The 24,060-nt window shown below is 38.1% G+C and carries 19 protein-coding genes and 5 tRNA genes; 2 read left to right on the top strand and 22 right to left on the bottom strand.

Annotated features, from left to right (window positions below):
* Positions 1-274: 274 nt before the first annotated feature.
* The 19 genes from rpoC to rpsU form a co-directional block, all read right to left on the bottom strand.
* The gene (gene rpoC / locus ACFE6N_RS14795; RefSeq protein WP_090982783.1) at positions 275-4,561 is read right to left on the bottom strand and encodes a DNA-directed RNA polymerase subunit beta'; all 4,287 of its coding nucleotides are present in this window, start codon (positions 4,559-4,561) and stop codon (positions 275-277) included.
* Positions 4,562-4,651: 90 nt separating this feature from the next.
* Complete coding sequence (rpoB, locus tag ACFE6N_RS14790) at positions 4,652-8,455, bottom strand: DNA-directed RNA polymerase subunit beta (RefSeq protein ID WP_378937643.1); 3,804 nt, start codon at positions 8,453-8,455, stop codon at positions 4,652-4,654.
* A gap of 157 nt (positions 8,456-8,612) precedes the next feature.
* Positions 8,613-8,990 carry a 50S ribosomal protein L7/L12 gene (rplL, locus tag ACFE6N_RS14785; protein ID WP_010601097.1) on the bottom strand — a complete coding sequence of 126 codons (378 nt, stop codon included), beginning with the start codon at positions 8,988-8,990 and terminating at the stop codon, positions 8,613-8,615.
* Positions 8,991-9,055: 65 nt separating this feature from the next.
* Complete coding sequence (gene rplJ / locus ACFE6N_RS14780) at positions 9,056-9,577, bottom strand: 50S ribosomal protein L10 (protein ID WP_090502367.1); 522 nt, start codon at positions 9,575-9,577, stop codon at positions 9,056-9,058.
* 2 nt (positions 9,578-9,579) lie between these two features.
* Positions 9,580-10,278: a 50S ribosomal protein L1 gene (gene rplA / locus ACFE6N_RS14775; protein WP_025143259.1), complete on the bottom strand. Its 699-nt coding sequence runs from the start codon at positions 10,276-10,278 to the stop codon at positions 9,580-9,582.
* A gap of 20 nt (positions 10,279-10,298) precedes the next feature.
* On the bottom strand, positions 10,299-10,742 hold the full coding sequence (rplK, locus tag ACFE6N_RS14770; protein WP_010601094.1) for a 50S ribosomal protein L11: 444 nt from the start codon (positions 10,740-10,742) through the stop codon (positions 10,299-10,301).
* A gap of 300 nt (positions 10,743-11,042) precedes the next feature.
* Positions 11,043-11,582 carry a transcription termination/antitermination protein NusG gene (nusG, locus tag ACFE6N_RS14765; protein ID WP_025143263.1) on the bottom strand — a complete coding sequence of 180 codons (540 nt, stop codon included), beginning with the start codon at positions 11,580-11,582 and terminating at the stop codon, positions 11,043-11,045.
* Positions 11,583-11,591: 9 nt separating this feature from the next.
* On the bottom strand, positions 11,592-11,789 hold the full coding sequence (secE, locus tag ACFE6N_RS14760; protein ID WP_029279332.1) for a preprotein translocase subunit SecE: 198 nt from the start codon (positions 11,787-11,789) through the stop codon (positions 11,592-11,594).
* A gap of 105 nt (positions 11,790-11,894) precedes the next feature.
* Positions 11,895-11,965: transfer RNA gene (locus ACFE6N_RS14755), tRNA-Trp, on the bottom strand.
* A 57-nt stretch (positions 11,966-12,022) separates the two neighbouring features.
* The gene (gene tuf / locus ACFE6N_RS14750; protein ID WP_010601091.1) at positions 12,023-13,210 is read right to left on the bottom strand and encodes an elongation factor Tu; all 1,188 of its coding nucleotides are present in this window, start codon (positions 13,208-13,210) and stop codon (positions 12,023-12,025) included.
* 126 nt (positions 13,211-13,336) lie between these two features.
* Positions 13,337-13,408 (bottom strand) — tRNA-Thr (locus tag ACFE6N_RS14745).
* Between the two features lie 79 nt (positions 13,409-13,487).
* Positions 13,488-13,560: transfer RNA gene (locus ACFE6N_RS14740), tRNA-Gly, on the bottom strand.
* Positions 13,561-13,640: 80 nt separating this feature from the next.
* A tRNA-Tyr gene (locus ACFE6N_RS14735) sits at positions 13,641-13,723 on the bottom strand.
* Between the two features lie 39 nt (positions 13,724-13,762).
* A tRNA-Thr gene (locus ACFE6N_RS14730) sits at positions 13,763-13,835 on the bottom strand.
* A gap of 721 nt (positions 13,836-14,556) precedes the next feature.
* Positions 14,557-14,808: a hypothetical protein gene (locus ACFE6N_RS14725; RefSeq protein ID WP_378937637.1), complete on the bottom strand. Its 252-nt coding sequence runs from the start codon at positions 14,806-14,808 to the stop codon at positions 14,557-14,559.
* A 13-nt stretch (positions 14,809-14,821) separates the two neighbouring features.
* Positions 14,822-15,745: a hypothetical protein gene (locus ACFE6N_RS14720; protein WP_378937635.1), complete on the bottom strand. Its 924-nt coding sequence runs from the start codon at positions 15,743-15,745 to the stop codon at positions 14,822-14,824.
* Between the two features lie 274 nt (positions 15,746-16,019).
* On the bottom strand, positions 16,020-16,367 hold the full coding sequence (hpf, locus tag ACFE6N_RS14715; protein ID WP_090982779.1) for a ribosome hibernation-promoting factor, HPF/YfiA family: 348 nt from the start codon (positions 16,365-16,367) through the stop codon (positions 16,020-16,022).
* Between the two features lie 14 nt (positions 16,368-16,381).
* Positions 16,382-17,263: a tyrosine-type recombinase/integrase gene (locus ACFE6N_RS14710; protein WP_378937633.1), complete on the bottom strand. Its 882-nt coding sequence runs from the start codon at positions 17,261-17,263 to the stop codon at positions 16,382-16,384.
* Between the two features lie 153 nt (positions 17,264-17,416).
* A complete protein-coding gene (gene rpsU / locus ACFE6N_RS14705; protein ID WP_086549247.1) occupies positions 17,417-17,611 on the bottom strand; it encodes a 30S ribosomal protein S21 in 195 nt (64 codons plus the stop codon).
* A 168-nt stretch (positions 17,612-17,779) separates the two neighbouring features.
* Here rpsU and ACFE6N_RS14700 point away from each other — a divergent pair, with 168 nt between their 5' ends.
* Positions 17,780-18,166 (top strand): hypothetical protein, encoded by a 387-nt coding sequence (locus ACFE6N_RS14700; protein ID WP_090982775.1) that lies wholly within the window; start codon positions 17,780-17,782, stop codon positions 18,164-18,166.
* A 135-nt stretch (positions 18,167-18,301) separates the two neighbouring features.
* Here the strand turns inward: ACFE6N_RS14700 and ACFE6N_RS14695 are convergent, their stop codons facing one another.
* The 3 genes from ACFE6N_RS14695 to ACFE6N_RS14685 all read right to left on the bottom strand — a co-directional run bounded on the left by ACFE6N_RS14695 (position 18,302) and on the right by ACFE6N_RS14685 (position 22,183).
* Complete coding sequence (locus ACFE6N_RS14695; RefSeq protein ID WP_166672317.1) at positions 18,302-18,475, bottom strand: DUF6496 domain-containing protein; 174 nt, start codon at positions 18,473-18,475, stop codon at positions 18,302-18,304.
* A 240-nt stretch (positions 18,476-18,715) separates the two neighbouring features.
* Complete coding sequence (locus tag ACFE6N_RS14690; RefSeq protein WP_378937630.1) at positions 18,716-19,870, bottom strand: acyl-CoA dehydrogenase family protein; 1,155 nt, start codon at positions 19,868-19,870, stop codon at positions 18,716-18,718.
* 1,404 nt (positions 19,871-21,274) lie between these two features.
* A complete protein-coding gene (locus ACFE6N_RS14685; protein ID WP_378937628.1) occupies positions 21,275-22,183 on the bottom strand; it encodes a ComEA family DNA-binding protein in 909 nt (302 codons plus the stop codon).
* A 93-nt stretch (positions 22,184-22,276) separates the two neighbouring features.
* On the opposite strand from ACFE6N_RS14685, the gene ACFE6N_RS14680 reads away from it, so the two are divergent.
* A complete protein-coding gene (locus ACFE6N_RS14680) occupies positions 22,277-24,028 on the top strand; it encodes a lysophospholipid acyltransferase family protein (protein WP_090982762.1) in 1,752 nt (583 codons plus the stop codon).
* The last annotated feature ends 32 nt before the right edge of the window (positions 24,029-24,060 follow it).

Here is a 24,060-nt window from a genome sequence, read left to right as displayed (position 1 = left end):
GGACGGAGAGATAACAGCGGTCTAAAAAGAGGCGCCTTGGAAATTGATTTTAAAACATAACCTAACCCAATTAGCCTAAAAACAAAGTATTTTCTTCTTTGTAAATTTTAACCGGACAACAGTGAAACAAGTTCAGCATGACGATCGAATTAGGTATTGGTGCTAAAAACCTGACATCATAATTATCACTAATACAACTAAAGTTACAAAATCTATTCCAAACAAAAAACTCCCTCAATATGGAGGGAGTTTTAAAACAAAATATCAAAAAATATTAAGCTTCTACTTCTTCTTGTTTCGAAGCTAATAATTTATCGTATTCTTCTTGTGAACCAACGATGATTCTTTCGTAACCACGTACACCAGTACCTGAAGGGATTAGGTGACCAACGATCACGTTTTCTTTCAAGCCTAACATATTATCGCGTTTACCCGCAATAGCTGCCTCATTTAATACTTTCGTAGTTTCCTGGAACGAAGCCGCAGAAATGAACGATTTAGTACCTAATGATGCACGGGTAATACCTTGTAAGATAGAACTTGCAGTTGCTGGTCTTGCATCTCTAACTGTGATCTGTCTCAAATCTTTACGTTTCAATTGAGAGTTTTCGTCTCTTAATTTACGTAACGATACAATCTGACCTGGTTTGAATTCGGTTGAATCACCTGCATCTTCAACAACTTTCTTGTCGTACATGGCATCGTTTTCTTCTGAGAAGTCCCAACGGTCTACTGCATTGTTTTCCAAGAAAATAGTATCTCCAGGATCTTCGATGTGAACTTTCTGCATCATCTGGTGAACAATCACCTCGAAGTGTTTATCGTTAATTTTCACACCTTGTAAACGGTAAACCTCCTGGATACCATTTACTAAGTATTCCTGAACTGCAGCAGGTCCTTTAATGGCAAGGATATCAGCAGGAGAAATTGAACCATCAGATAATGGCATACCTGCTTTCACAAAGTCGTTATCCTGTACAAGGATGTGTTTAGACAATGGAACAAGGTATTTTTTAACTTCACCATCTTTAGATTCGATGGTAATCTCACGGTTACCACGTTTAACACCACCTAAAGTTACCACACCATCAATCTCAGTTACTACAGCTGGGTTAGATGGGTTACGGGCTTCAAATAATTCTGTTACACGAGGTAAACCACCTGTAATATCCCGGGTTTTACCAGTTGCACGTGGGATTTTAGCAATAATCTGACCGGTTTGGATCGCTTCACCTTCATCAACTGAAACGTGCGCACCTACCGGAATGTTATAACCTTTGATAAACTCACCTTTCTTGTCAACGATTTGAATAGAAGGGTTTTTCGTTTTATCACGGGTATCAATAATTACTTTTTCTCTGTGACCAGTTTGTTCATCAGATTCCTCACGGTAAGTTACACCATCGATAATGGCATCGAATTGTGCTTTACCGGCAAATTCTGAAAGGATAACCGCGTTGTACGGATCCCATGAACAAATTTTGTCGCCTTTGGTTACTTTATCACCTTCTTTAACAAATAAGAAAGCTCCGTAAGGGATGTTATTGGTTACGATCACACGACCGCTTCCCGGCTCAACAATTCTAAACTCACCTGAACGACCCAATACTACCTGTACCGTACCATCTTCTGTTTGTGTATCCACAGTACGGATGTTTTCGAATTCGATTACACCATCAAACTTGGCTACGATATTTGATTCTGCAGCAATGTTTGATGCAGTACCACCCACGTGGAAAGTACGAAGTGTTAACTGTGTACCCGGCTCACCGATTGATTGTGCTGCAATTACACCAACTGCCTCACCTCTTTGAACGCGTTTACCAGATGCTAAGTTACGTCCATAACATAATGCACAAACACCACGTTTAGACTCGCAGGTTAACACCGAACGGATTTCGATGCCTTCAAGCGGCGACTCTTCAATCGCTTTAGCTACATCCTCATCAATATCCTGACCAGCAGCGACCAATAACTCGCCATTTAAAGGATTGTACACATCATGTAATGATGTACGACCTAAAATACGTTCATACAATGGCTCAACAATATCTTCGTTATCTTTTAATGCGGTTGTGTACATACCTCTTAAAGTACCACAATCATCATCGTTAACAATCATATCCTGTGCCACATCATGTAAACGACGGGTTAAGTAACCCGCATCCGCCGTTTTTAACGCCGTATCCGCCAAACCTTTACGTGCACCGTGAGTAGAGATAAAGTACTCTAATACCGATAAACCTTCTTTAAAGTTTGATAAGATCGGGTTTTCGATGATATCGCCACCTGAACCTGATTTTTGAGGTTTAGCCATCAAACCACGCATTCCGCAAAGCTGACGAATCTGCTCTTTAGATCCACGTGCACCTGAATCAAGCATCATGTAAACAGAGTTAAAACCTTGGTTATCTGAAGATAACTGAGTCATAACGAAAGTAGTTAACCTGTTGTTGATACGGGTCCAGATATCGATAATCTGGTTGTAACGCTCGTTGTTGGTAATGAAACCCATGTTATAGTTGTTTCTTACCTCTTCAACTTCAGCTGCTGCCTGTTCTAATAATGTATGTTTTTCAACCGGAATGTTTACGTCTTGTAAGTTGAACGATAAACCTCCCTGGAATGCCATTTTGAAACCTAATTCTTTGATATCATCCAGGAATTGTGAAGCACGGGCCATACCAGTCATTTTCACTACTTCACCAATAATATCTCTTAAAGATTTTTTGGTTAATAATTCATTGATATAACCAACCTCTTCAGGAACCATCTGGTTGAACAATACCCTACCTACAGTAGTTTCAGTTAATTTATTAACGATAGAACCATCGGCTTGTTTAACATTTACCCTTACTTTGATAAATGCATGCAAGTCTAATTCTTTCTCGTTATAAGCAATAATAACCTCTTCTGGAGAATAGAAAGCAGAATCCTGTCCTTTAACCACTCTGGTTTCATCTGTTCTACGGCCTTTAGTAATATAATAAAGACCTAAAACCATATCCTGTGATGGTACTGTAATCGGCGTACCGTTTGCAGGGTTTAAGATGTTGTGAGCAGCCAACATTAACACCTGGGCTTCCAAAATTGCTGCGTTACCTAATGGCAAGTGCACAGCCATCTGGTCACCGTCAAAATCGGCGTTGAATGCGGTACAAACTAATGGGTGTAACTGGATCGCTTTTCCTTCGATTAATTTTGGCTGGAAAGCCTGAATACCTAGTCTGTGTAGCGTAGGTGCACGGTTTAATAATACCGGGTGACCTTTTAATACATTTTCCAAGATATCCCAAACCAATGGATCTTTTCTATCAACGATTTTCTTAGCAGATTTAACTGTTTTTACCACACCACGCTCAATCATCTTACGGATAATGAACGGTTTGTAAAGCTCAGCAGCCATATCTTTAGGAATACCGCACTCGTGTAATTTAAGGCTAGGCCCTACAACAATTACCGAACGAGCTGAATAATCCACACGTTTACCTAATAAGTTCTGACGGAAACGACCTTGTTTACCTTTCAAAATATCAGAAAGTGATTTCAAAGCACGGTTACCTTCAGTTTTTACCGCGTTAACTTTACGTGAGTTATCGAATAACGAATCTACAGCTTCCTGTAACATCCGTTTTTCGTTACGTAAAATTACCTCTGGTGCTTTAATCTCGATTAAACGTTTTAAACGGTTGTTACGGATAATTACACGACGGTATAAATCATTTAAATCTGAAGTAGCGAAACGGCCACCTTCTAATGGAACCAAAGGACGTAATTCTGGTGGAATAACCGGAACGATTTTAACAATCATCCATTCAGGGCGATTCTCGATACGTGTATTGGCACCACGGAAAGCTTCAACAACCTGAAGACGTTTTAAAGCCTCATTTTTACGTTGTTGAGAAGTTTCGTTAGCAGCCTGGTGACGTAAGTCATAAGATAAAGTATCTAAATCAATACGTTTTAATAAATCTTCTAATGCTTCAGCACCCATTTTGGCGATGAATTTATTAGGATCTTTATCATCTAAATATTGGTTTTCTTTAGGTAATTTATCTAAGATATCTAAATATTCTTCTTCAGTTAAGAAGTCCATATAGTTGATACCTTCTTCAGCCATTAAGCCTGATTGGATAACTACGTAACGCTCGTAATAGATAATTAAATCTAATTTTTTAGTAGGTAAACCTAATAAATAACCGATTTTATTTGGTAAAGAACGGAAATACCAGATGTGTGCAACAGGAACCACCAAAGCGATGTGTCCCATACGCTCACGACGTACTTTCTTTTCTGTTACTTCAACACCACAACGATCACAAACTATCCCTTTGTAACGGATCCGTTTGTATTTACCGCAATGACATTCGTAATCTTTTACCGGACCAAAAATACGCTCACAGAACAAACCATCACGCTCAGGTTTGTAAGTACGGTAGTTAATGGTTTCTGGTTTCAACACCTCACCGCTTGAACGTTCCAAAATAATTTCCGGAGACGATAAGCTAATTGTGATGGATGTGAAATTGCTTTTTAATTTATTATCCTTTTTGTAAGACATACTTATGTAAGGTTAAAGGCGGAAGGCGGAAGGCGGAAGGCGGAGGGCGTTTGAACCCTCAACCTTCTACCTTTTAACCCTCTACCTTAATTAATCTAATGTAATATCTAAACCTAATCCGCGTAACTCATGTACCAATACGTTAAACGATTCTGGTACACCCGGCGTTGGTAGGTTTTCACCTTTAACAATGGCTTCGTAAGTTTTGGCTCTTCCGATTACATCATCCGATTTAACGGTTAAGATCTCCTGAAGAATGTTAGCTGCACCGAATGCCTCTAATGCCCAAACCTCCATCTCACCAAAACGCTGACCACCGAACTGGGCTTTACCACCCAATGGCTGTTGTGTAATCAATGAGTATGGTCCGATTGAACGGGCGTGCATCTTATCATCAACCATGTGACCTAATTTCAACATGTAGATAATACCTACAGTTGTAGTCTGATCGAAACGCTCACCTGTTAAACCATTGTACAAGTAGGTTTTTCCTGAAGCAGGAACACCCGCTTTAGCAATCCACTCTTCCACCTCATCGTGCGTAGCACCATCAAAAATCGGCGTGGCAAATTTAACACCCAATTCTTTACCGGCCCATGCCAATACGGTTTCATAGATCTGGCCAAGGTTCATACGTGAAGGTACACCCAGCGGGTTCAACACGATATCAACCGGGCTACCATCAGCTAAGAAAGGCATATCTTCATCACGTACAATACGTGCAACAATACCTTTGTTACCGTGGCGACCTGCCATTTTATCACCTACTTTCAATTTACGTTTTTTAGCCACATAAACTTTTGCCATCTGTACGATTCCTGAAGGAAGCTCATCACCTACACTGATCGCGAATTTATCGCGTTTGTAAGCACCCAGCTCTTCGTTAACACGGATACCGTAGTTGTGAAGCAACATTTTAATCAGCTCATTTTTATCATCATCAGTAGTCCACTTGTTAGGGCTAATGTGCTCGTAATTAAGCTCGGCTAAAATTTTCTGCGTAAACTTAGCACCTTTAGCAACTAATAATTCCTTGTAAATATTGTATACACCTTGTGATGTTTTTCCATTTACGATAGCGAATAATTTGTCTACTAATTCTGCCTTTAATTTCTCAGTGATATTATTATATGCCTTGTCTAATTTCTCAATTGCTGATTTTTCCTCAGCTTTTGTAGTTTTCTTAGCACGGCTGAATAATTTGGTATCAATTACCACACCCTGGATAGAAGGAGGAGTTTTTAAAGATGCATCTTTAACATCACCTGCTTTATCTCCAAAAATTGCGCGTAGTAATTTCTCTTCCGGTGAAGGATCAGACTCTCCTTTAGGTGTAATTTTACCAATTAAAATATCACCTTCTTTTACATCAGCACCAATACGGATAATACCATTTTCATCAAGGTCTTTAGTAGCCTCTTCAGAAACGTTCGGGATATCAGGTGTCAATTCCTCTTCTCCACGTTTAGTATCACGTACTTCTAATTCAAACTCTTCAATATGCAATGAAGTGAAAACGTCATCACGAACAATACGCTCGTTGATTACAATCGCATCCTCAAAGTTGAAACCCTGCCATGGCATGAACGCCACTTTTAAGTTTCTCCCTAAGGCCAACTCACCATTTTCAGTAGCATAACCTTCACAAAGCACTTGTCCTTTAGTTACTTTCTGACCCTTCTTAACGATTGGTTTTAAGTTGATACAAGTATTTTGGTTGGTTTTTTTGAATTTAATTAAACGGTAAGTTTTGCTATCACCTTCAAATGAAACTAAACGATCATCTTCGTTACGCTCATATTTAATGGTAATTTCGTTGGCATCAACGTACTCTACAACACCATCACCTTCTGCATTGATCAAAGTTCTTGAGTCACGTGCAACGCGACCTTCCAAACCTGTACCCACAATCGGTGCTTCAGGACGTAACAATGGTACGGCCTGACGTTGCATGTTTGATCCCATCAAAGCCCTGTTCGCATCATCATGTTCCAGGAACGGAATTAACGAAGCAGCAATTGAAGTAATCTGGTTAGGCGCAACGTCCATTAAGTCTAATTTCTCAGGCTCAATAATCGGGAAGTCGCCCTCGTAACGCGCTTTAACACGTGGTGTAGTAAAGTTACCATTATCATCATACTCTGCATTGGCCTGTGCAATGGTTTTACCATCTTCATCTTCTGCAGACAAATAAATAACCTCTGAATCTACAACTACTTTACCATCTTCAACACGTTTGTATGGTGTTTCAATAAAACCTAGATTATTGATTTTTGCATGCACACAAAGTGATGAAATCAAACCAATATTCGGTCCCTCTGGTGTTTCAATCGTACATAAACGGCCATAGTGCGTATAGTGAACGTCACGTACCTCGAAACCGGCACGCTCACGTGATAAACCACCTGGACCTAAAGCCGATAAACGGCGTTTGTGCGTAATCTCTGCCAATGGATTGGTTTGATCCATGAACTGAGATAACTGATTGGTACCAAAGAAAGAGTTGATTACTGATGATAACGTACGTGCGTTAATCAAATCAGTTGGGGTAAAAACCTCGTTATCGCGGATGTTCATACGCTCACGGATGGTTCTGGCCATACGGGCTAAACCCACACCAAATTGTGCGTACAACTGCTCACCTACCGTACGTACACGACGGTTAGATAAGTGATCGATATCATCCACCTCTTCTTTAGAGTTGATCAACTTGATCAGGTATTTTACAATCGCAATGATATCTGCTTTTGTTAATACCTTAACCTCATCAGGGGTATTCATTTTCAATTTACGGTTAATGCGGTAACGACCAACATCTCCTAAATCGTAACGTTTATCTGAAAAGAATAAACGATCAATGATACCACGGGCTGTTTCCTCATCAGGTGGTTCTGCGTTACGCAAAGCACGATAGATGTTTTCTACAGCCTCTTTTTCTGAGTTTGAGGTATCCTTTTGTAAGGTATTATATATAATGGTATAATCAGCCTGACTTGCGCCATCTTCTTTTGATAAGATGATGCTTTTTACGCCAGCTTCGATAACCATATCAATGTGTTCGTCTTCTAAAACGGTTTCTCTTTCGAGAATCACTTCATTACGGTCGATAGAAACTACCTCACCAGTATCTTCATCAACAAAATCTTCTACCCATTTTTTCAATACCCTTGCCGCCAGTTTACGACCGATGTATTTCTTTAAACCTGATTTACTAACTTTTACTTCGTCAGCAAGATCAAAAAGTTCCAAGATATCTTTATCAGAATCGTAACCGATAGCACGTAATAAAGTGGTAACCGGAAATTTTTTCTTCCGATCGATATAAGCATACATTACGTTATTAACGTCTGTTGCGAACTCGATCCATGAACCTTTGAAAGGGATTACACGTGCAGAGTACAATTTGGTTCCGTTAGTGTGACGGCTTTGGCCGAAGAACACGCCCGGAGAACGGTGTAATTGCGAAACGATAACACGTTCTGCACCGTTGATTACAAATGTACCTTTTGGTGTCATATACGGGATTGTACCTAAGTACACATCCTGGATAATGGTTTCAAAATCTTCATGTTCTACATCATTACAAGAAAGCTTAAGCTTTGCTTTTAATGGAACATTGTAGGTTAATCCACGCTCAATACACTCATGTATATCATAACGTGGCGGATCAACAAAATAATCAAGAAACTCTAATACGAAGATATTTCTTGAATCTGTTATTGGAAAGTTTTCAGCAAACACTTTGAACAAACCTTCGCTAGAGCGATCGTCTGATGTGGTATCTATCTGGAAAAATTCTCTGAATGATTGCAATTGCACATCCAGAAAATCCGGATAGTCTATAATGTGCTTACTTGTTGCAAAATTTACTCTTTGTTCGACTGTCTTTGCCAATGGACTAAAAGATTTTAGTTTAAGAATAAACTATTTGTTTGGTTCGAATTTCAAACAGGCTCATTAACCAAACAAAATGAGGTGTTTATAAACAGGTAAAGACACCGACATTTTCAGTCGGTGTCTAATACATTTTTAGCTTAGCTAAGTTAAGTGATTACTTAATCTCAACTACTGCTCCAGCTTCTTCTAATTGTTTTTTAAGAGCTTCTGCTTCGTCTTTAGCAACACCAGCTTTTAATTCTTTTGGTGCACCGTCTACTAAGTCTTTAGCTTCTTTCAAACCTAAACCAGTTAAGTCTTTAACAAGTTTTACAACTGCTAATTTCTGACCACCAGCTTCTTTTAAGATTACATCAAAAGATGTTTTTTCTGCAGCAGCAGCAGGTGCATCACCACCAGCAGCAGGACCAGCAACTACAGCAGCAGCTGCAGGCTCAATACCGTACTCATCTTTTAAGATTTGAGCTAATTCATTAACTTCTTTAACTGTTAAGTTTACCAATTGCTCAGCAAACGCTTTTAAATCTGCCATTTTATTAAGATTTTAAAAATTTACGTAAAAATAATTGTGTTTAATTTGCGAACTTAAGGTGTCCGTTAACCTTCTCTTTCCTGAAGAGTTTTAACAATTCCTGCAATTTTGCTACCGCCTGATTGAAGCGCAGATAGAACATTTTTAGCTGGTGATTGTAATAATCCAACGATATCTCCGATAAGCTCTTCTCTTGATTTCAAGCTTACTAAGTTATTCAATTGGTCATCGCCAACATATACTGATGAATCTATGAACGCTGCTTTAAGCACTGGTTTATCAGATGTTTTTCTCAAAGCTTTAATCAACTTAGCCGGAGCATTAGCTGTTTTTGAGAATAATAATGATGATGAACCTTTAAGCGCTTCGTATATCTCAGAAGCATCGCCATCTAAACCTTCAATCGCTTTACGGATTAAAGAATTTTTAGCAACCTTCATCACGATATCGCCTTCAAAACATTTGCGACGGATGTTATTGATCTGCTCAACAGAAAGACTGGAAGTATCAGCAATATAAAAATTGCCAAATTCCTGCATTTGTCCTTGTAGTTCTAAAACTACTTCGTTTTTTTCTTCTCTGTTCATGATTAGATCCCCGCTACTGATTTTGTTTCAATTGCAATCCCAGGACTCATTGTTGAAGACACGTGAATGCTCTTAAAATAAGTTCCTTTTGCAGCAGATGGTTTTAATTTAGAAATTACTTGAATAATCTCAAGTGCGTTCTCATAAATTTTGTCTGCTGGGAATGATACTTTTCCTATCGAGGCGTGTATGATACCCGTTTTGTCTACTTTAAAATCAATTTTACCTGCTTTAACCTCTGTTACAGCTTTACCAACTTCGTTAGTTACTGTTCCTGATTTTGGGTTAGGCATTAAGTTCCTTGGACCTAAAACACGGCCCAATTTACCTACCTTAGCCATACAAGCTGGTGTAGTGATAATAATGTCTACATCGGTCCAACCACCTTCAATTTTAGCTACATACTCGTCTAAACCTACGAAGTCTGCGCCAGCTGCTTTTGCTTCTTCTTCCTTATCAGGAGTTACCAAAGCTAAAACACGTACAGTTTTACCTGTTCCGTGTGGTAAAGTAGCAATACCACGTACCATTTGATTGGCTTTACGCGGATCTACACCTAAAGATACATCAATATCAACTGAAGCATCGAATTTAGTAGTAGTGATTTCTTTTACCAAAGCAGCAGCATCCTTCAAAGTATAAGCTTTACCAGCTTCTATTTTAGCATGTGCCTTTTTTTGATTTTTAGTTAATTTCGCCACTGTTGTAAACTGTTTTTTAATTAATTGTTCCAGGGTGCGTCACCAGAAACGGTGATTCCCATACTGCGTGCTGTTCCAGCAACCATACTCATTGCTGATTCGATTGTAAATGCATTTAAATCAGGCATTTTATCCTCAGCAATAACTTTAATCTGGTCCCAGGTCACCGACCCAACTTTTTTACGGTTAGGCTCAGCAGAACCACTCTGTAATTTAGTAGCATCTTTTAACTGAATAGCTACCGGAGGGGTTTTGATGATGAAATCGAATGACTTATCAGCATAAACAGTAATTACAACTGGCAATACTTTACCTGCTTTATCTTGGGTACGAGCGTTGTACTGTTTGCAAAACTCCATAATGTTCACCCCTTTAGCACCTAATGCAGGTCCTACTGGTGGCGATGGATTTGCCGCTCCGCCTTTGATCTGTAATTTGATCATTGCACTGACTTCTTTTGCCATTTTGTGTTTTTTGTTTATTTAAAACTCAATGTTAAATATTGGAAGCATGTAACATTTAATTCCTTAGAGTTCCTATAAAACTTAAAGGACTGCAAAGATATGGATTAACTTACAGTAAAACAATAGTATTAATAAATTAATTTATTGTAGTTTTTACGCAGAACCAGGATCTGAATTCGATTATTATATATTTAACGAGCAAATACTAAAATTTATTACTTATTACAACATAACCTCAGCAAATTCATGATCATAAAAAAAGCCCCGGTAATCCGGAGCTTTTAATGTTTAATATTTTTATTATTCTTTTTCTACCTGCATGTAGTTAAGTTCCAGTGGTGTTTTACGACCGAAGATTTTAACCATTACTTTTAGTTTTTTCTTCTCTTCGTTTACCTCTTCAATAATACCGGAGAAACCATTGAAAGGTCCGTCCATTACTTTGATGCCTTCGCCAACGTAGTAAGGGACATTCATCGTTTCGCCCTGCTCGCTCATCTCATCAACCACACCTAAAATACGGTTAACTTCTGCCTGGCGCATTGGGATTGGATTACCAGCTTTATCGCCTAAGAAACCAATTACACTGTTTATACCTTTAATGATATGTTCTAATTCTCCATCCAATGTTGCTTCGATTAAAACATAACCCGGATAAAAGTTACGTTCTTTGGCAATTTTTTTACCATCTTTCATCTGGTAATATTTTTCCATCGGTATTAAAACCTGGGGAACCAAATGAGAGAAACCTAAACGGCTGATCTCAGCATCAATGTACTGTTTTACTTTCTTTTCCTTACCGCTAACCGCCCTTACAACGTACCACTTTAGATCGCTCATTAGTAAATATTAATTAGAAAGTGATTTATAAAAAGTATCTAACACAAATGTCGATCCTTTATCCATTGCAAAAATAACCAATGCAATAATTAAAGAAGCCACTAATACGAGAATTGCAGAACTTTGCAGTTCGCCCCAGGTAGGCCAGGTAACCTTTTGGGTCATTTCATCGTACGATTCTTTTATAAACTCAACTACTTTAGCCATATCAAATTATTGAATGAATGAATGAGTAAATGAGTGGATGATATTACTTGAAACGAAGCCTCAAATTCAATCATTCACTCATTCTTGTACTCAATCAATATTAAGCACGGGAACAAGGATTCGAACCCTGATCAAAGGTTTTGGAGACCTCTATTCTACCGTTGAACTATTCCCGTGTATTTAAAAGAGAGCTAGCCTAAACCAGCTCTCTTTTGTATTGTTGTAGCTTAAAATTAAGCTAAGATTTCAGTTACCTGACCAGCACCTACTGTTCTACCACCTTCACGGATAGCGAAACGTAGACCTTTTTCCATTGCAATCGCGTTAATTAATTTAACAGTGATTGTAACGTTATCACCTGGCATAACCATTTCAGTTCCTTCAGCTAGTGAGATCTCACCAGTTACGTCTGTAGTACGGAAATAGAATTGAGGACGATATTTGTTGAAGAATGGAGTATGACGACCACCTTCAGCTTTTGATAATACATAGATCTCAGCTTTGAAATCAGTGTGAGGAGTTACTGAACCTGGTTTACAGATTACCATACCACGACGGATATCAGTTTTCTCAATACCACGTAACAATAAACCTACGTTATCACCAGCTTCACCGTAATCTAAGATTTTACGGAACATCTCAACACCAGTTACTGTAGATTTTAAGTTCTCAGCACCCATACCTAAGATCTCAACCGGATCTCCAGAGTTGATTACACCACGCTCAATACGACCAGTAGCAACAGTACCACGACCAGTGATTGAGAATACGTCTTCAACAGGCATTAAGAAAGGAAGATCAGTTAAACGTGGAGGAATTGGAATGTAGCTATCTACAGCATCCATTAATTCCATGATTTTACCAACCCATTTAGCATCTCCGTTTAATCCACCTAGTGCAGAACCTTGGATTACAGGAATATCATCACCTGGGAATTCGTAGAATGATAATAATTCACGAACTTCCATTTCTACTAATTCTAATAATTCAGGATCATCAACCATATCCACTTTATTCATGAATACAACCAATGAAGGAACACCAACCTGACGAGCTAATAGGATGTGCTCGCGAGTTTGTGGCATTGGACCATCAGTAGCAGCAACAACGATAATTGCACCGTCCATCTGAGCAGCACCAGTAACCATGTTTTTCACGTAATCCGCGTGACCTGGACAGTCAACGTGTGCATAGTGACGGTTAGCTGTTGAATACTCAACGTGAGCTGTATTGATTGTAATACCTCTTTCTTTTTCCTCTGGAGCAGAGTCAATTGAATCGAATGAACGTGCCTCAGTTAAACCAGCATCAGCTAAAACTTTTGTAATAGCCGCTGTTAAAGTTGTTTTACCGTGATCCACGTGACCGATTGTACCGATGTTTAAGTGCGGTTTACTGCGGTCAAATTTTTCTTTTGCCATTTTATTTATAACTAATTAGTAGGTTAACTTTTTATTATTTTTATTAATTGTTTTGATGCAATGCAACACAAAAAACCTTGTCTACCCTGCATATTAAACAGATTTAACAAAGCTTTATTATCCTTGAGCCAAAGATGGGACTTGAACCCACGACCTCTTCCTTACCAAGGAAGTGCTCTACCGCTGAGCTACTTCGGCTTTTTAGTTTCTAGTTTCAGCATTCAGTTTTAGCAAAACCACCAAACTGACAACCATTAACTGCTCACTTTATTTTTAGAGCGGAAGACGAGGTTCGAACTCGCGACCTATAGCTTGGAAGGCTATCGCTCTACCAACTGAGCTACTTCCGCTTTTAAAACTAGTGATTGATTGAATGAAAGAATGAGAGATTTATTCTGCCATTAAAACATTTGGTCATTCATTTAAAGTGTGGGGAGAGAAGGATTCGAACCTTCGAAGTCTTACGACAACAGAGTTACAGTCTGTCCCATTTGGCCGCTCTGGTATCTCCCCGTTTTTTACTTTAAAATGCTAACACTTTAACATAAAAAGAGCCTCCTATCGGAATCGAACCAATGACCTACTGATTACAAGTCAGTTGCTCTACCAGCTGAGCTAAGGAGGCTTTAAATTTTCTGCAATGATACGAAAAATCTTCATTTTTCATACTATTAACGTGTTTTTTTAAAACTTTTATCTTTTCACAGAACTATCCTTTTCTTCCTAGCCTAACACCGTTTCCGAAAGGGAATGCAAATATACACACTTATATTTCACTTCAAAATAATTTTGAAAAAAAATAATGAAGTTATTCAGATCAAAGCCCGTCATCTACCTGAAGAAGCTTCATAATCAATCTCTTAAAATTGAATATTTTTTTCATTTTTTTTATGGTCATTTTCAACCTTGACAAGGTTATAAACTGTAATCACAATTATTAACGGTGAATAAAAAATAAAATTAAGCCAAATAAAGGTTAAAATTTATGCGTCGAAGACTGTTTTTCGACGGCGAGGGAAATTGGAAAATTAAATTAGGTCCATAGAAATTGTATGAATAGCTTCCTGTTTCCTTAAATTATTTGAAGAAACTAATATAAGGAAAGTCGTGATCTCGACTGAAGCGCAGTCACGATCGTTCGGGAGAGAGATCTAAATAAAAAGTATTCTCAAGATAGATCTCTCGGCTACGTTACACTCCGCTCGAGATGACGATAGCAAAGGAAAATAAAAAGAGCGGCACATTAAATTGTACCGCTCCGCTACATTGTAATATTGGAGAGATTTTACTAATAATCTTTCATTACAACCTCAATTAACTTTGCACGTGTTTTTTCATTACACTGGCTATTCTGGCATAGGTTCTTTATTTCTAATAAATTTAACAAGCCAACGAATACTATAATAATTAAACCAAAATGTAATTATTAAAGCAGTAATCAAACAGATGTAAAACCAACCATTGGTATAGTCTGCCGTTCCGTATGGCGCAAAAACTATCTCTCCAATAAATATTAAAAAAAACATTGATAAGTAACCATCGATAAATGACCAAATATATTGCCTTCTATTTAGCTTTTTTGTCTCAAATTTTTTCATTAATATGGTTTATTTATCTACCACAAGTATATAATAAGCTCCCTACTACACCTGTTACTACCCCAACAGTAAATCCACTAGCAAATCCAGCCATAAAACCACTAACTGCACCAGTCACAGTACCTATGCCTGGGACAGTTACCGTTCCAGCCAAAGCGCCAACTTTAGCAGCTCCTACAGCAGCCCAAAAACCACTGACTACACCTCCAATTAAAACACTACGAGTATCAATCTTACATCCTTGATTTGGTTTAGCACCGGCCATAATAGTTTTCCCTGTTAAATCTATATTTCCGATCGACATTAATGAACTATTTTTTATAAAACTTGTTTGATTTCTATACTCAATGGGTGCATACATAGTTATCCAATAATCAGGATTGGTTTCCAAATCTGTTGCAAATTGTTTTAAAAATTCAATTTCAGTATACATCATCACTTTTTCATCAACAGTTAATAATGCAGTATTAATTATATCTTGGCTAATTGCATTCAAAGTAAAAATATACGAGTTAAGATCTGTATAGTTTTCAGTAGCAATCCTATAATTATTCCTATAACCGACGCTGGTTAATACCTCATAAGGATCTTCTTCATCTACCGGATCTCCTGGCTCGCCAACAATAGGAGTTGTAGAACTTAACTGTTTTGCTTTTATGTTAGCAATAATATCATTAGTATTTTTTGGCTTTATAACTGTAGAAACCTTATTTAATGACGAACTATTAATGCTAAAATATTCATTAATTTTTTGATTATCCAAAGAAATATTGCCGTTAACTGCTCTGGAAATTGTATAGGGTAGCAGCACTTTAAGATTAGCAATATCAGTTTTTACTTTATTTTGAATAGCTATTTTTCTTGCGTTCCAAATTACAGCATCAGAATCAGGCTGTGTCTTTTTACAGCTTGTAAAAAATAAAATTGTGGTTAACAAAACTGCTAAGAGTTTTTGAATTGTTTTTGAATTGTTTTTGAATTGTTTTTGAATTGTTTTTGAATCGTTTCATATAATTTTGATTAATTAAGCATTTTTTATTTTCATAATCTATCAAAAAAAACAAAACATGATATTTCGAAGTGGTGAGAATGAAAATTTAGATATTTTTAAAAGTAAAAAAATTTAATTATTACTTCAAAAGTATTTTGAAAAAAAATAGCGAATTTTTTAGGTTCGCTATTTTGAAATTTATTTTTTAAGCAATATTTACTTAATAATCAGTAGCTTCAATCTCACTTAAAATTGCCTTATGCTCACTTAATTTTGCACGTGTTTTATCTTTATGTTTAGTAATCTGCTTTCTTAACGACTCGATGGCCAGATCGGTGGCTTCTTCAAATGATTTACATTGTTCCTTCGCGAAGAGGGTGCCTCCGGGTACAATGAGTTTTATCTCACTGATCTTATTCGCCTCGTCCTCTACGTTCTCTAACTTTAAATACACTTCTCCGCTAATGATCTGGTCAAAAAACTGATCAAGCTTATTTGCTTTTTTCTGTATAAAATCTAACAACTTACTATCTGCATTGAAGTGGATTGATTGAACTCCGATTTTCATTTTTCCTCCTTTTTTTATGCCTTTGGATGGGCTTGTTTATAAATTGTTTTTAATCTTTCGATCGAATTGTGGGTGTAAACCTGGGTAGCCGCTAAACTGGAATGGCCCAGGAGTTCCTTAATAGCATTTAAATCTGCACCTGCATTTAACAGGCTGGTTGCATAGCTGTGCCGCAACACGTGGGGGCTTTTCTTTTCATTGGTTGATACATGGTTTAGGTATGAGGTAACAATGCGGTATATTAATTTCGGATATGCCGCTGCACCTGTATTGGTAACGATTAATATTAGTGAATTGTTATTAAAGTTTTGCAACTTTTTTAAGTCAATATAGGTATTTACCTGATTGATAAGCTGTTTATTTATAGGCACTATTCTTTCCTTGTTTCTTTTACCCAATACCTTTATCGTTCCTGAATATAGATCAATATCAGTATCTTTTAACTGCAATAGTTCGGTTAAACGTATACCCGTTCCGAAAAGCAGTTCGATAACCAAATGATCGCGGACAGAAGGGAAACTTTCATCGAAATAACGCTCAGAATCCAACAGTTGGTCCATTTTCCGGGCGTCCACAAACACAGGTAGTCTTTTCGGTATTTTAGGTGCTTTAATTAAAAGGCTGGGATTTTGATCGATTTTTCCTGAGCGGTGCAAAAACTTGTAAAAACTTCTTAAAGCAGAAATTTTTCTGTTGATGGTATTTTCTGAATTTTCCTTTTCCATCAGCTCCACCAGGTAACTGCGCAGGTGACTATGTTTTACTTCAGAAAAATCAAGTTCCAATGCTTTAACAAATTCTTCAAACTGATCTAAATCGGTTTGATAAGATGTGACAGTGTGCTGAGAATAGCGCTTCTCGTGAGTTAAATAGGTAATAAAACTTTTTAGCAACATTCAATATCTTTTATGGGGCATTGATATGAAGTTACAAATTGTTTTGATATAAAGAAATCATTAATTGTTTATTGTAAAGTTTTGAGTGACCCCAAAAACAAAAAAGTCTCCCGATGTTAATCGGAAGACTTTAATATATTATATCTTAAACAACTATGCAGTTGTATCTTGATTCATATTCTGAATGTAAACAGCATGTTTAATTTCAGTACGGCGTGCAACGGATTTTTTCTCGTATGCCTGGCGGCTACGTAATTCTCTCAATACACCAGTTTTTTCAAACTTTTTCTTGAAACGTTTAAGGGCTTTATCTAATGATTCGCCGTCTTTAATGTTGATAATGATCATAACGCTGAAATACCTCCTCTCGTGGTTTTTAAATTTTCCCGTATTATCGGGGCTGCAAATGTAAGCAAAATATTGAAAATGAGAAAGATTTTATAAAAAGAAATATTATTTAAATCATCGATTAAACTAAACTATTGTTTACCTACATTTATATATACATTATACTTTATGACAACAGGTAAAAAAGTAGGCTCGATTATCGCCGTTATCGTGGTTATTATATTAATAGCAACTTGTTACTATCGGTATTTCTTTGTCTTTGGTGAAGGTGTTAAAGCAGGCGAATTAAACTATGTGGTGAAAAAAGGCTACGTTTTTAAAACCTATGAAGGCAAATTAATCCAGAGTGGCATAAAATCGCGACAAACAGGAACACTACAAAACAACGAATTCGAATTTTCTATTGCCAACAAGGAAATTGCTGAAAAAATGATGGCCAATAGTGGCAGGTTTTTCGAATTACACTACAAAGAATATAAACACTCTCTGCCATGGCGCGGATTTAGTGTTTACGTAGTTGATAGCATTTTAACTTCCAAGGATATACCGCAATAAGCGGTTTAGGGTTTAGGGTTTAGGGTTTAGGGTTTAGGGTTTAGGGTTTAGGGTTTAGGGTTTAGGGTTTAGGGTTTAGGGGAAATTATTATTTTGACGTTTAGTTTTAACCTTATACCATAAACCTTCCACCTCCTAACCTTTTTTAGGCACCTTGGCTCCTGCTTTTCTGGCTTCCGATAACCCGATAGCAATTGCCTGCTTTTTGGAAGTTACTTTTTTACCGGTCCCGCTCTTAAGCTTACCTTCTTTCATTTCGTGCATGGTTTTTTCTACTTTCTCACCAGCTTTTTCTGAATACTTTGCCATTTTTATCGTTCATTAATTCAGTGATCATTTATTCATTGGTAATCGCCAACTGAAAACTGTTAAAGTCTTTATTCAAAACAGCATATCAAGATCAGCGGTTTTAAAATTTTAAATAAAAAATCCGGAGGTGGTTAAACCGTCCGGATTACTCATAATATATTTGGTTTTTAATAAGGTGTAAGGTTTAGGGCATAGGGTTTAGCGTGATTGATATTAGCCTTAAACCCTATACTTTTACCACTACCTCGATAATACTTCGCGGGCAATCACAATCTTTTGTATTTCTGAGGTGCCCTCTCCTATTGTACATAATTTACTATCACGATAAAATTTCTCTACCGGAAAATCTTTTGTATAACCATATCCGCCAAAAATCTGAACGGCATCTGTAGCAACTTTCACTGAAACCTCCGAGGCAAAATATTTTGCCATAGCCGATTCTTTTGTCATAGGTAAGTGCCTGTTCTTTAAATCAGCTGCCTGGCGGATCAATAGCGCTGCAGCTTCAATCTCTGTAGCCATATCAGCAAGCTTGAAACTAATGGCCTGGAAACTGGAAATAGGTTGACCAAACTGTTGCCGTTGTTTAGAATAAGCTACCGCTGCATCAAAAGCACCCTTTGCAATGCCTAAAGCCAAGGCGGCAATAGAAATCCTTCCGCCGTCCAACACTTTCATGGCCTGTTTAAAACCTTCGCCAACATTGCCTAACAGGTTGGTTTTGGGTACACGGCAATTATCAAAAATCATTTCCGTAGTTTCTGATGCCCGCATGCCGAGTTTGTTTTCTTTTTTTCCAGCGGAGAAACCCGGCGTACCACGCTCTACTACAATGGCCGAAATTCCTTTTGAACTTCCCTGCTCACCTGTTCTTACCATCACCACCGCAATATCGCCGCTTTTACCATGGGTAATCCAATTTTTGGCACCGTTTATAATGTAATCATCACCATCTTCAACGGCCGTAGTCATCATTCTTAAGGCATCTGAACCAGTATTGGCCTCTGTTAATCCCCAGGCACCAATCCATTCGGCTGTAGCCAGTTTAGGAAGCCATTTCTGTTTCTGTTCTTCACTGGCAAATGCGAGGATATGCCCCGTACATAAAGAGTTATGTGCTGCTAACGACAAACCGATTGAACCACAAACCCGGGCTACTTCTACAATGATGTCAACATATTCCTGATAGCCTAATCCAGAGCCGCCATATTCTTCGGGAACCAAAACACCCATCAACCCTAATGCCCCGAGCTGCTTAAACAAATCTATAGGAAAATGCTGTGCTTCATCCCATTCCATGATATGCGGACGGATGTTTTTCTCTGCAAAATCGCGGACCATGGCCTTTACACTTTGCTGAGTTTCTGTTTCTGAAAAATCGAAGCTTACGCTCATTAAATATATATTTTTATAGTTAGTTGAGGCAATTATAAACAATTATTTGATAGTTAGTTATCATTAAATATTTGTGCCAGTACAGAATGAAATGGTATTCGGTTCAATAAGTTTCCCGGTTAATTTTAAACATCGAAAATTAAGGAGTAAAGTTTTTTATGATTTTTTAAAAAGGTAACCGAATATTTTGGAAAATAGATTCATTTGAATACGGATAAAAGATTAACAGCTTAAAATACTTAAACGTGTTTTTTTATGAAAGCAAGTTGGAAGCATTCAGGATCACGCAGTCCCACTGTCCGCTTTACTGCGTGCCCGCTTCCATTGGGTTTAGGTGGCACGGCCGGTAATCAGATTGGGGGTTGCAGGGTGCAGAAACAACCTGCCTTTAGTTATGCACAAAGGCTTGCAGCATTGTCCAGGGTAACTAAACCTGATCGCAGCGAACACGGAGTGCAACGGAGTAAAGCGAAGAGCAGGAAGAAACCTGACGATGGAATACAGGTTTTGCTTTCCAAAACAACGGAACTCTTAAATACGCTTTTTTTAGGAAAGCAAATCGGAAGCACTAGGATCACGCAGTCCCACTGTCCGCTTTACTGCGTGCCCGCTTCCATTGGGTTTAGGTGGCACTGCCGGTAATCAGATTGGGGGTTGCAGGGTGCAGAAACAACCTGCCTTTAGTTATGCGCAAAGGCTTGAAGCACTGTCCTGCGTATCTAAACCTGATCGCAGCGAACACGGAGTGCAACGGAGTAAAGCGAAGAGCAGGAAGAAACCTGACGATGGAATACAGGTTTTGCTTTCCAAAACAACGGAACTCTTAAATACGCTTTTTTTTTGGAAAGCAAATCGGAAGCACTAGGATCACGCAGTCCCACTGTCCGCTTTACTGCGTGCACGCTTCCATTGGGTTTAGGTGGCACGGCCGGTAATCAGATTGGGGGTTACAGGGTGCAGAAATAAGCTGTTTTAATTATGCGCAAAGGCTCGCAGCACTGTCCTGCGTATCTAAACCTGATCGCAGCGAACACGGAGTGCAACGGAGTAAAGCGAAGAGCAGGAAGAAACCTGACTATGGAATACAGGTTTTACTTTCCAAAACAAAGGAACTCTTAAATACGCTTTTTTTAGGAAAGCAAGTTGGGAGCATTCAGGATCACGCAGTCCCACTGTCCGCTTTACTGCGTGCCCGCTTCCATTGGGTTTAGGTGGCACGGCCGGTAATCAGATTGGGGGTTGCAGGGTGCAGAAACAACCTGCCTTTAGTTATGCGCAAAGGCTTGCTGCACTGTCCTCCGTAACTAAACCTGATCACAGCGAACACGGAGTGCAACGGTGTAAAGCGAAGAGCAGGAAGAAACCTGACTATGGAATACAGGTTTTGCTTTCCAAAACCAAAAATTAATATTCTTTCTGGAAAGAAATATAAGGCGTAATTTTATCGATCACTTCCTGATTTAATAAAATAATCTTTTTTAAATCAGCTACACCTGTATAATGGCCATGCTGCCTACGATATTGAATAATGGCATTGATCTGTTTGAAACTCAGATATGGACTACGCTTTAAATCGTTAAAACCTGCCTTATTGATATTGATTGTTTTTAGCGGTGTATCGCCAATTTTAATCTGGTCTTTAATCTCCGCATACTTAACGGAGTCTAAGCCATAAACCTCAAGAAGCTGCTCTTTTTTGTAAAAACCACCCAAACGTTCCCTATATTTTATAATTCTACGTGCAAAAGTTTCGCCGATACCTTTAATCTCATCCAATTGAGTAGAATCTGCCGTATTAATATCAACAATTACAAAAGCTTTTTTAACATATTTTTTTCTTTCGGAAGGCGGATCATTTTTGTACACCTTAGTTGACTCGGGTATATGGGCATAAGGCAATATCTTTTTATACATTTCCGGCGAAATGGTATACATCTTCTGAAGATCTTCGGGTTTGTAAAATCTGCCACCCTTAGCCGTATAGTTTACAACCGATTGGGCCTGTTTTGCCGATAAGCCTAAAGTTTCCCAACCTTCCTTATTTAAAGTGTTGGGGTTAAATTTAAAAAGTCTGCCTGTTTTTTTATAGCTGGAAGCTTCAATCCTATCTCGAACAACATGATCATACGCTTTGTCTGTTATACTAATCTGTTGAATCTGCGCCAAAAGATCAGGATCATCCTTCGAAACCGGCTGGAAACGGGTATACAAAATCGGGATAGCCTTAATCACAATAATAATAAAGACCAGGAACAACAGCCCGTTGAATTCACTTTTGCTAACACCAAAATTTTTGTTGAACCAAATTCTCATTGATGCGATATGACATGTGGATTATAAATATAAATCTTATTTTTGGAATTGCAAAACTGCATAGGTTTTGCCTATCAACAATCTAAGAATTATATGAAAATCATAACTACATCTGAGTTTGCGAAAGCAACAAAGATAGATAAGCTAGGTGTACCAGGTTTAGCAGGTTTGATGATGGAGATCATGAAACTGAACGACATTAATGATGTATTTGCTCAAAATCAACACTTTAAAGGCTTAGAATTTGTAGACAAGATATTGGAAACCATTGGTGTTTCTATAGAATTCGACGATGATGACTTAAATAGTATCCCAAAAACAGGACCTTTTATCGCTATTGCAAATCACCCTTATGGCGGTGTAGAAGGTTTGGCCCTGGTTAAACTATTGTGTACCGTTAGGCCAGATGCCAAGGTAATGGTCAATTTTATTCTGAAAAAAATACCAAACCTTGATGAGTTTTTTGTGGCGGTTAATCCTTTCGAAAATGTGCAGCATTCTTCCAGCATCAGCGGATTAAAAACTACTTTTGACCTGCTCAGAAACGGCACACCGATTGGCATTTTCCCTGCCGGAGAAGTATCTACCTTTAAGTTAGATGCTCAGCAGGTAACCGACAGGATGTGGCACCCTGTTGTTGGAAAACTGATTGCTAAAGCTAAAGTGCCCGTTGTACCGATTTATTTCCATGGTAATAATGGCGTTTTCTTTAATATTTTAAGCTTTATACACCCTACCCTGCGCACGGCAAAACTACCTTCAGAATTTTTAAACAAACATGGACGAACCATCAAGGTCCGGATTGGTAAGCCAATAGCCGTTTCTGAAATTTCGCACATGAACAGCAGCAATAAGCTGATGGACTTTTTAAGGGCCCGTACCTATGCGCTTGGTATTGGTTTAGATACAGAGAAAAAACTGTTTAATCCGTTAAACCTGTTTAAAATTAAAAAGAAACCTGCGGAGGTAATTGAAGAAACCTCAAGGCTCCTAATTAAAAATGAGGTAGCAGCTCTGGAAGATTTCAGGGTCTGGACGGAGAAAAATTATGAGGTATACATTGTCCCAACTTTAAAAATACCGAATATTTTAAGGGAAATCGGCCGTTTACGCGAAATCACTTTCCGTGAGGTTGGCGAGGGGACCAATAAAAAAATCGATCTGGATAATTACGATATTTACTATAACCATTTATTTATATGGGATAAAGATTTAGAAAATATTGTAGGTGCTTACCGGATTGGAAAAGGTGATGAGATTTTAGAAAGCATGGGACGCCGTGGTTTTTACCTTTCTGAACTCTTTAAAATGAAAGATCAATTCTACCCGATGTTGAGACAGGGTATTGAATTGGGCAGATCATGGATCAGAAAAGAATACCAGGGCAAACCACTTCCGCTATTCCTGTTATGGAAAGGAATTTTAAAATACCTGATCGATAATCCACAGTACCGCTATATGTTCGGTCCTGTAAGTATCAGTAATAATTTCTCGAAATTCAGCAAGGCTTTAATTGTAGATTACATCACCAAGAACCATTTCGATTACGAAATGGCCAAATACGTTAAACCGCGAAACAAATTTAAAGCCGATTTATTGCCTATTTCTACCGATACCCTGGTTGACAGCAGCGAATCTTTTAAAGATCTGGACAGCATCATCGGAGACATCGAAAACACGCACATTAAAATCCCGGTATTGTTGAGGCAGTACATGAACCTGAATGCAAAGATCATCTCATTCAATATCGACCCTAAGTTTTCTGATTGTTTAGATGGTTTCTTAGTGGTAGATACCCACAGTATTCCAGCAGAAATTTTGGAAAAACTCGGCAAAAACCTATAATTTAAGGCAATAAAAAACCCAGACATCCATCT

This window comes from Pedobacter sp. BG31, assembly GCF_042464845.1.
GTDB lineage: Bacteria > Bacteroidota > Bacteroidia > Sphingobacteriales > Sphingobacteriaceae > Pedobacter > Pedobacter suwonensis.
This window is presented reverse-complemented; position numbering and strand designations above follow the sequence as displayed.

Excerpts from the sequence above, each read along its gene's own strand:
- rpoC (WP_090982783.1), bottom strand. The coding sequence starts at position 4,561 with ATGTCTTACAAAAAGGATAATAAATTAAAAAGCAATTTCACATCCATC.
- rplL (WP_010601097.1), bottom strand. The coding sequence starts at position 8,990 with ATGGCAGATTTAAAAGCGTTTGCTGAGCAATTGGTAAACTTAACAGTT.
- rplJ (WP_090502367.1), bottom strand. The coding sequence starts at position 9,577 with ATGAACAGAGAAGAAAAAAACGAAGTAGTTTTAGAACTACAAGGACAA.
- rplK (WP_010601094.1), bottom strand. The coding sequence starts at position 10,742 with ATGGCAAAAGAAGTCAGTGCAATGATCAAATTACAGATCAAAGGCGGA.
- nusG (WP_025143263.1), bottom strand. The coding sequence starts at position 11,582 with ATGAGCGATCTAAAGTGGTACGTTGTAAGGGCGGTTAGCGGTAAGGAA.
- secE (WP_029279332.1), bottom strand. The coding sequence starts at position 11,789 with ATGGCTAAAGTAGTTGAGTTTATAAAAGAATCGTACGATGAAATGACC.
- tuf (WP_010601091.1), bottom strand. The coding sequence starts at position 13,210 with ATGGCAAAAGAAAAATTTGACCGCAGTAAACCGCACTTAAACATCGGT.
- ACFE6N_RS14725 (WP_378937637.1), bottom strand. The coding sequence starts at position 14,808 with ATGAAAAAATTTGAGACAAAAAAGCTAAATAGAAGGCAATATATTTGG.
- hpf (WP_090982779.1), bottom strand. The coding sequence starts at position 16,367 with ATGAAAATCGGAGTTCAATCAATCCACTTCAATGCAGATAGTAAGTTG.
- ACFE6N_RS14710 (WP_378937633.1), bottom strand. The coding sequence starts at position 17,263 with ATGTTGCTAAAAAGTTTTATTACCTATTTAACTCACGAGAAGCGCTAT.
- rpsU (WP_086549247.1), bottom strand. The coding sequence starts at position 17,611 with ATGATCATTATCAACATTAAAGACGGCGAATCATTAGATAAAGCCCTT.
- ACFE6N_RS14700 (WP_090982775.1), top strand. The coding sequence starts at position 17,780 with ATGACAACAGGTAAAAAAGTAGGCTCGATTATCGCCGTTATCGTGGTT.
- ACFE6N_RS14695 (WP_166672317.1), bottom strand. The coding sequence starts at position 18,475 with ATGGCAAAGTATTCAGAAAAAGCTGGTGAGAAAGTAGAAAAAACCATG.
- ACFE6N_RS14690 (WP_378937630.1), bottom strand. The coding sequence starts at position 19,870 with ATGAGCGTAAGCTTCGATTTTTCAGAAACAGAAACTCAGCAAAGTGTA.
- ACFE6N_RS14685 (WP_378937628.1), bottom strand. The coding sequence starts at position 22,183 with ATGAGAATTTGGTTCAACAAAAATTTTGGTGTTAGCAAAAGTGAATTC.
- ACFE6N_RS14680 (WP_090982762.1), top strand. The coding sequence starts at position 22,277 with ATGAAAATCATAACTACATCTGAGTTTGCGAAAGCAACAAAGATAGAT.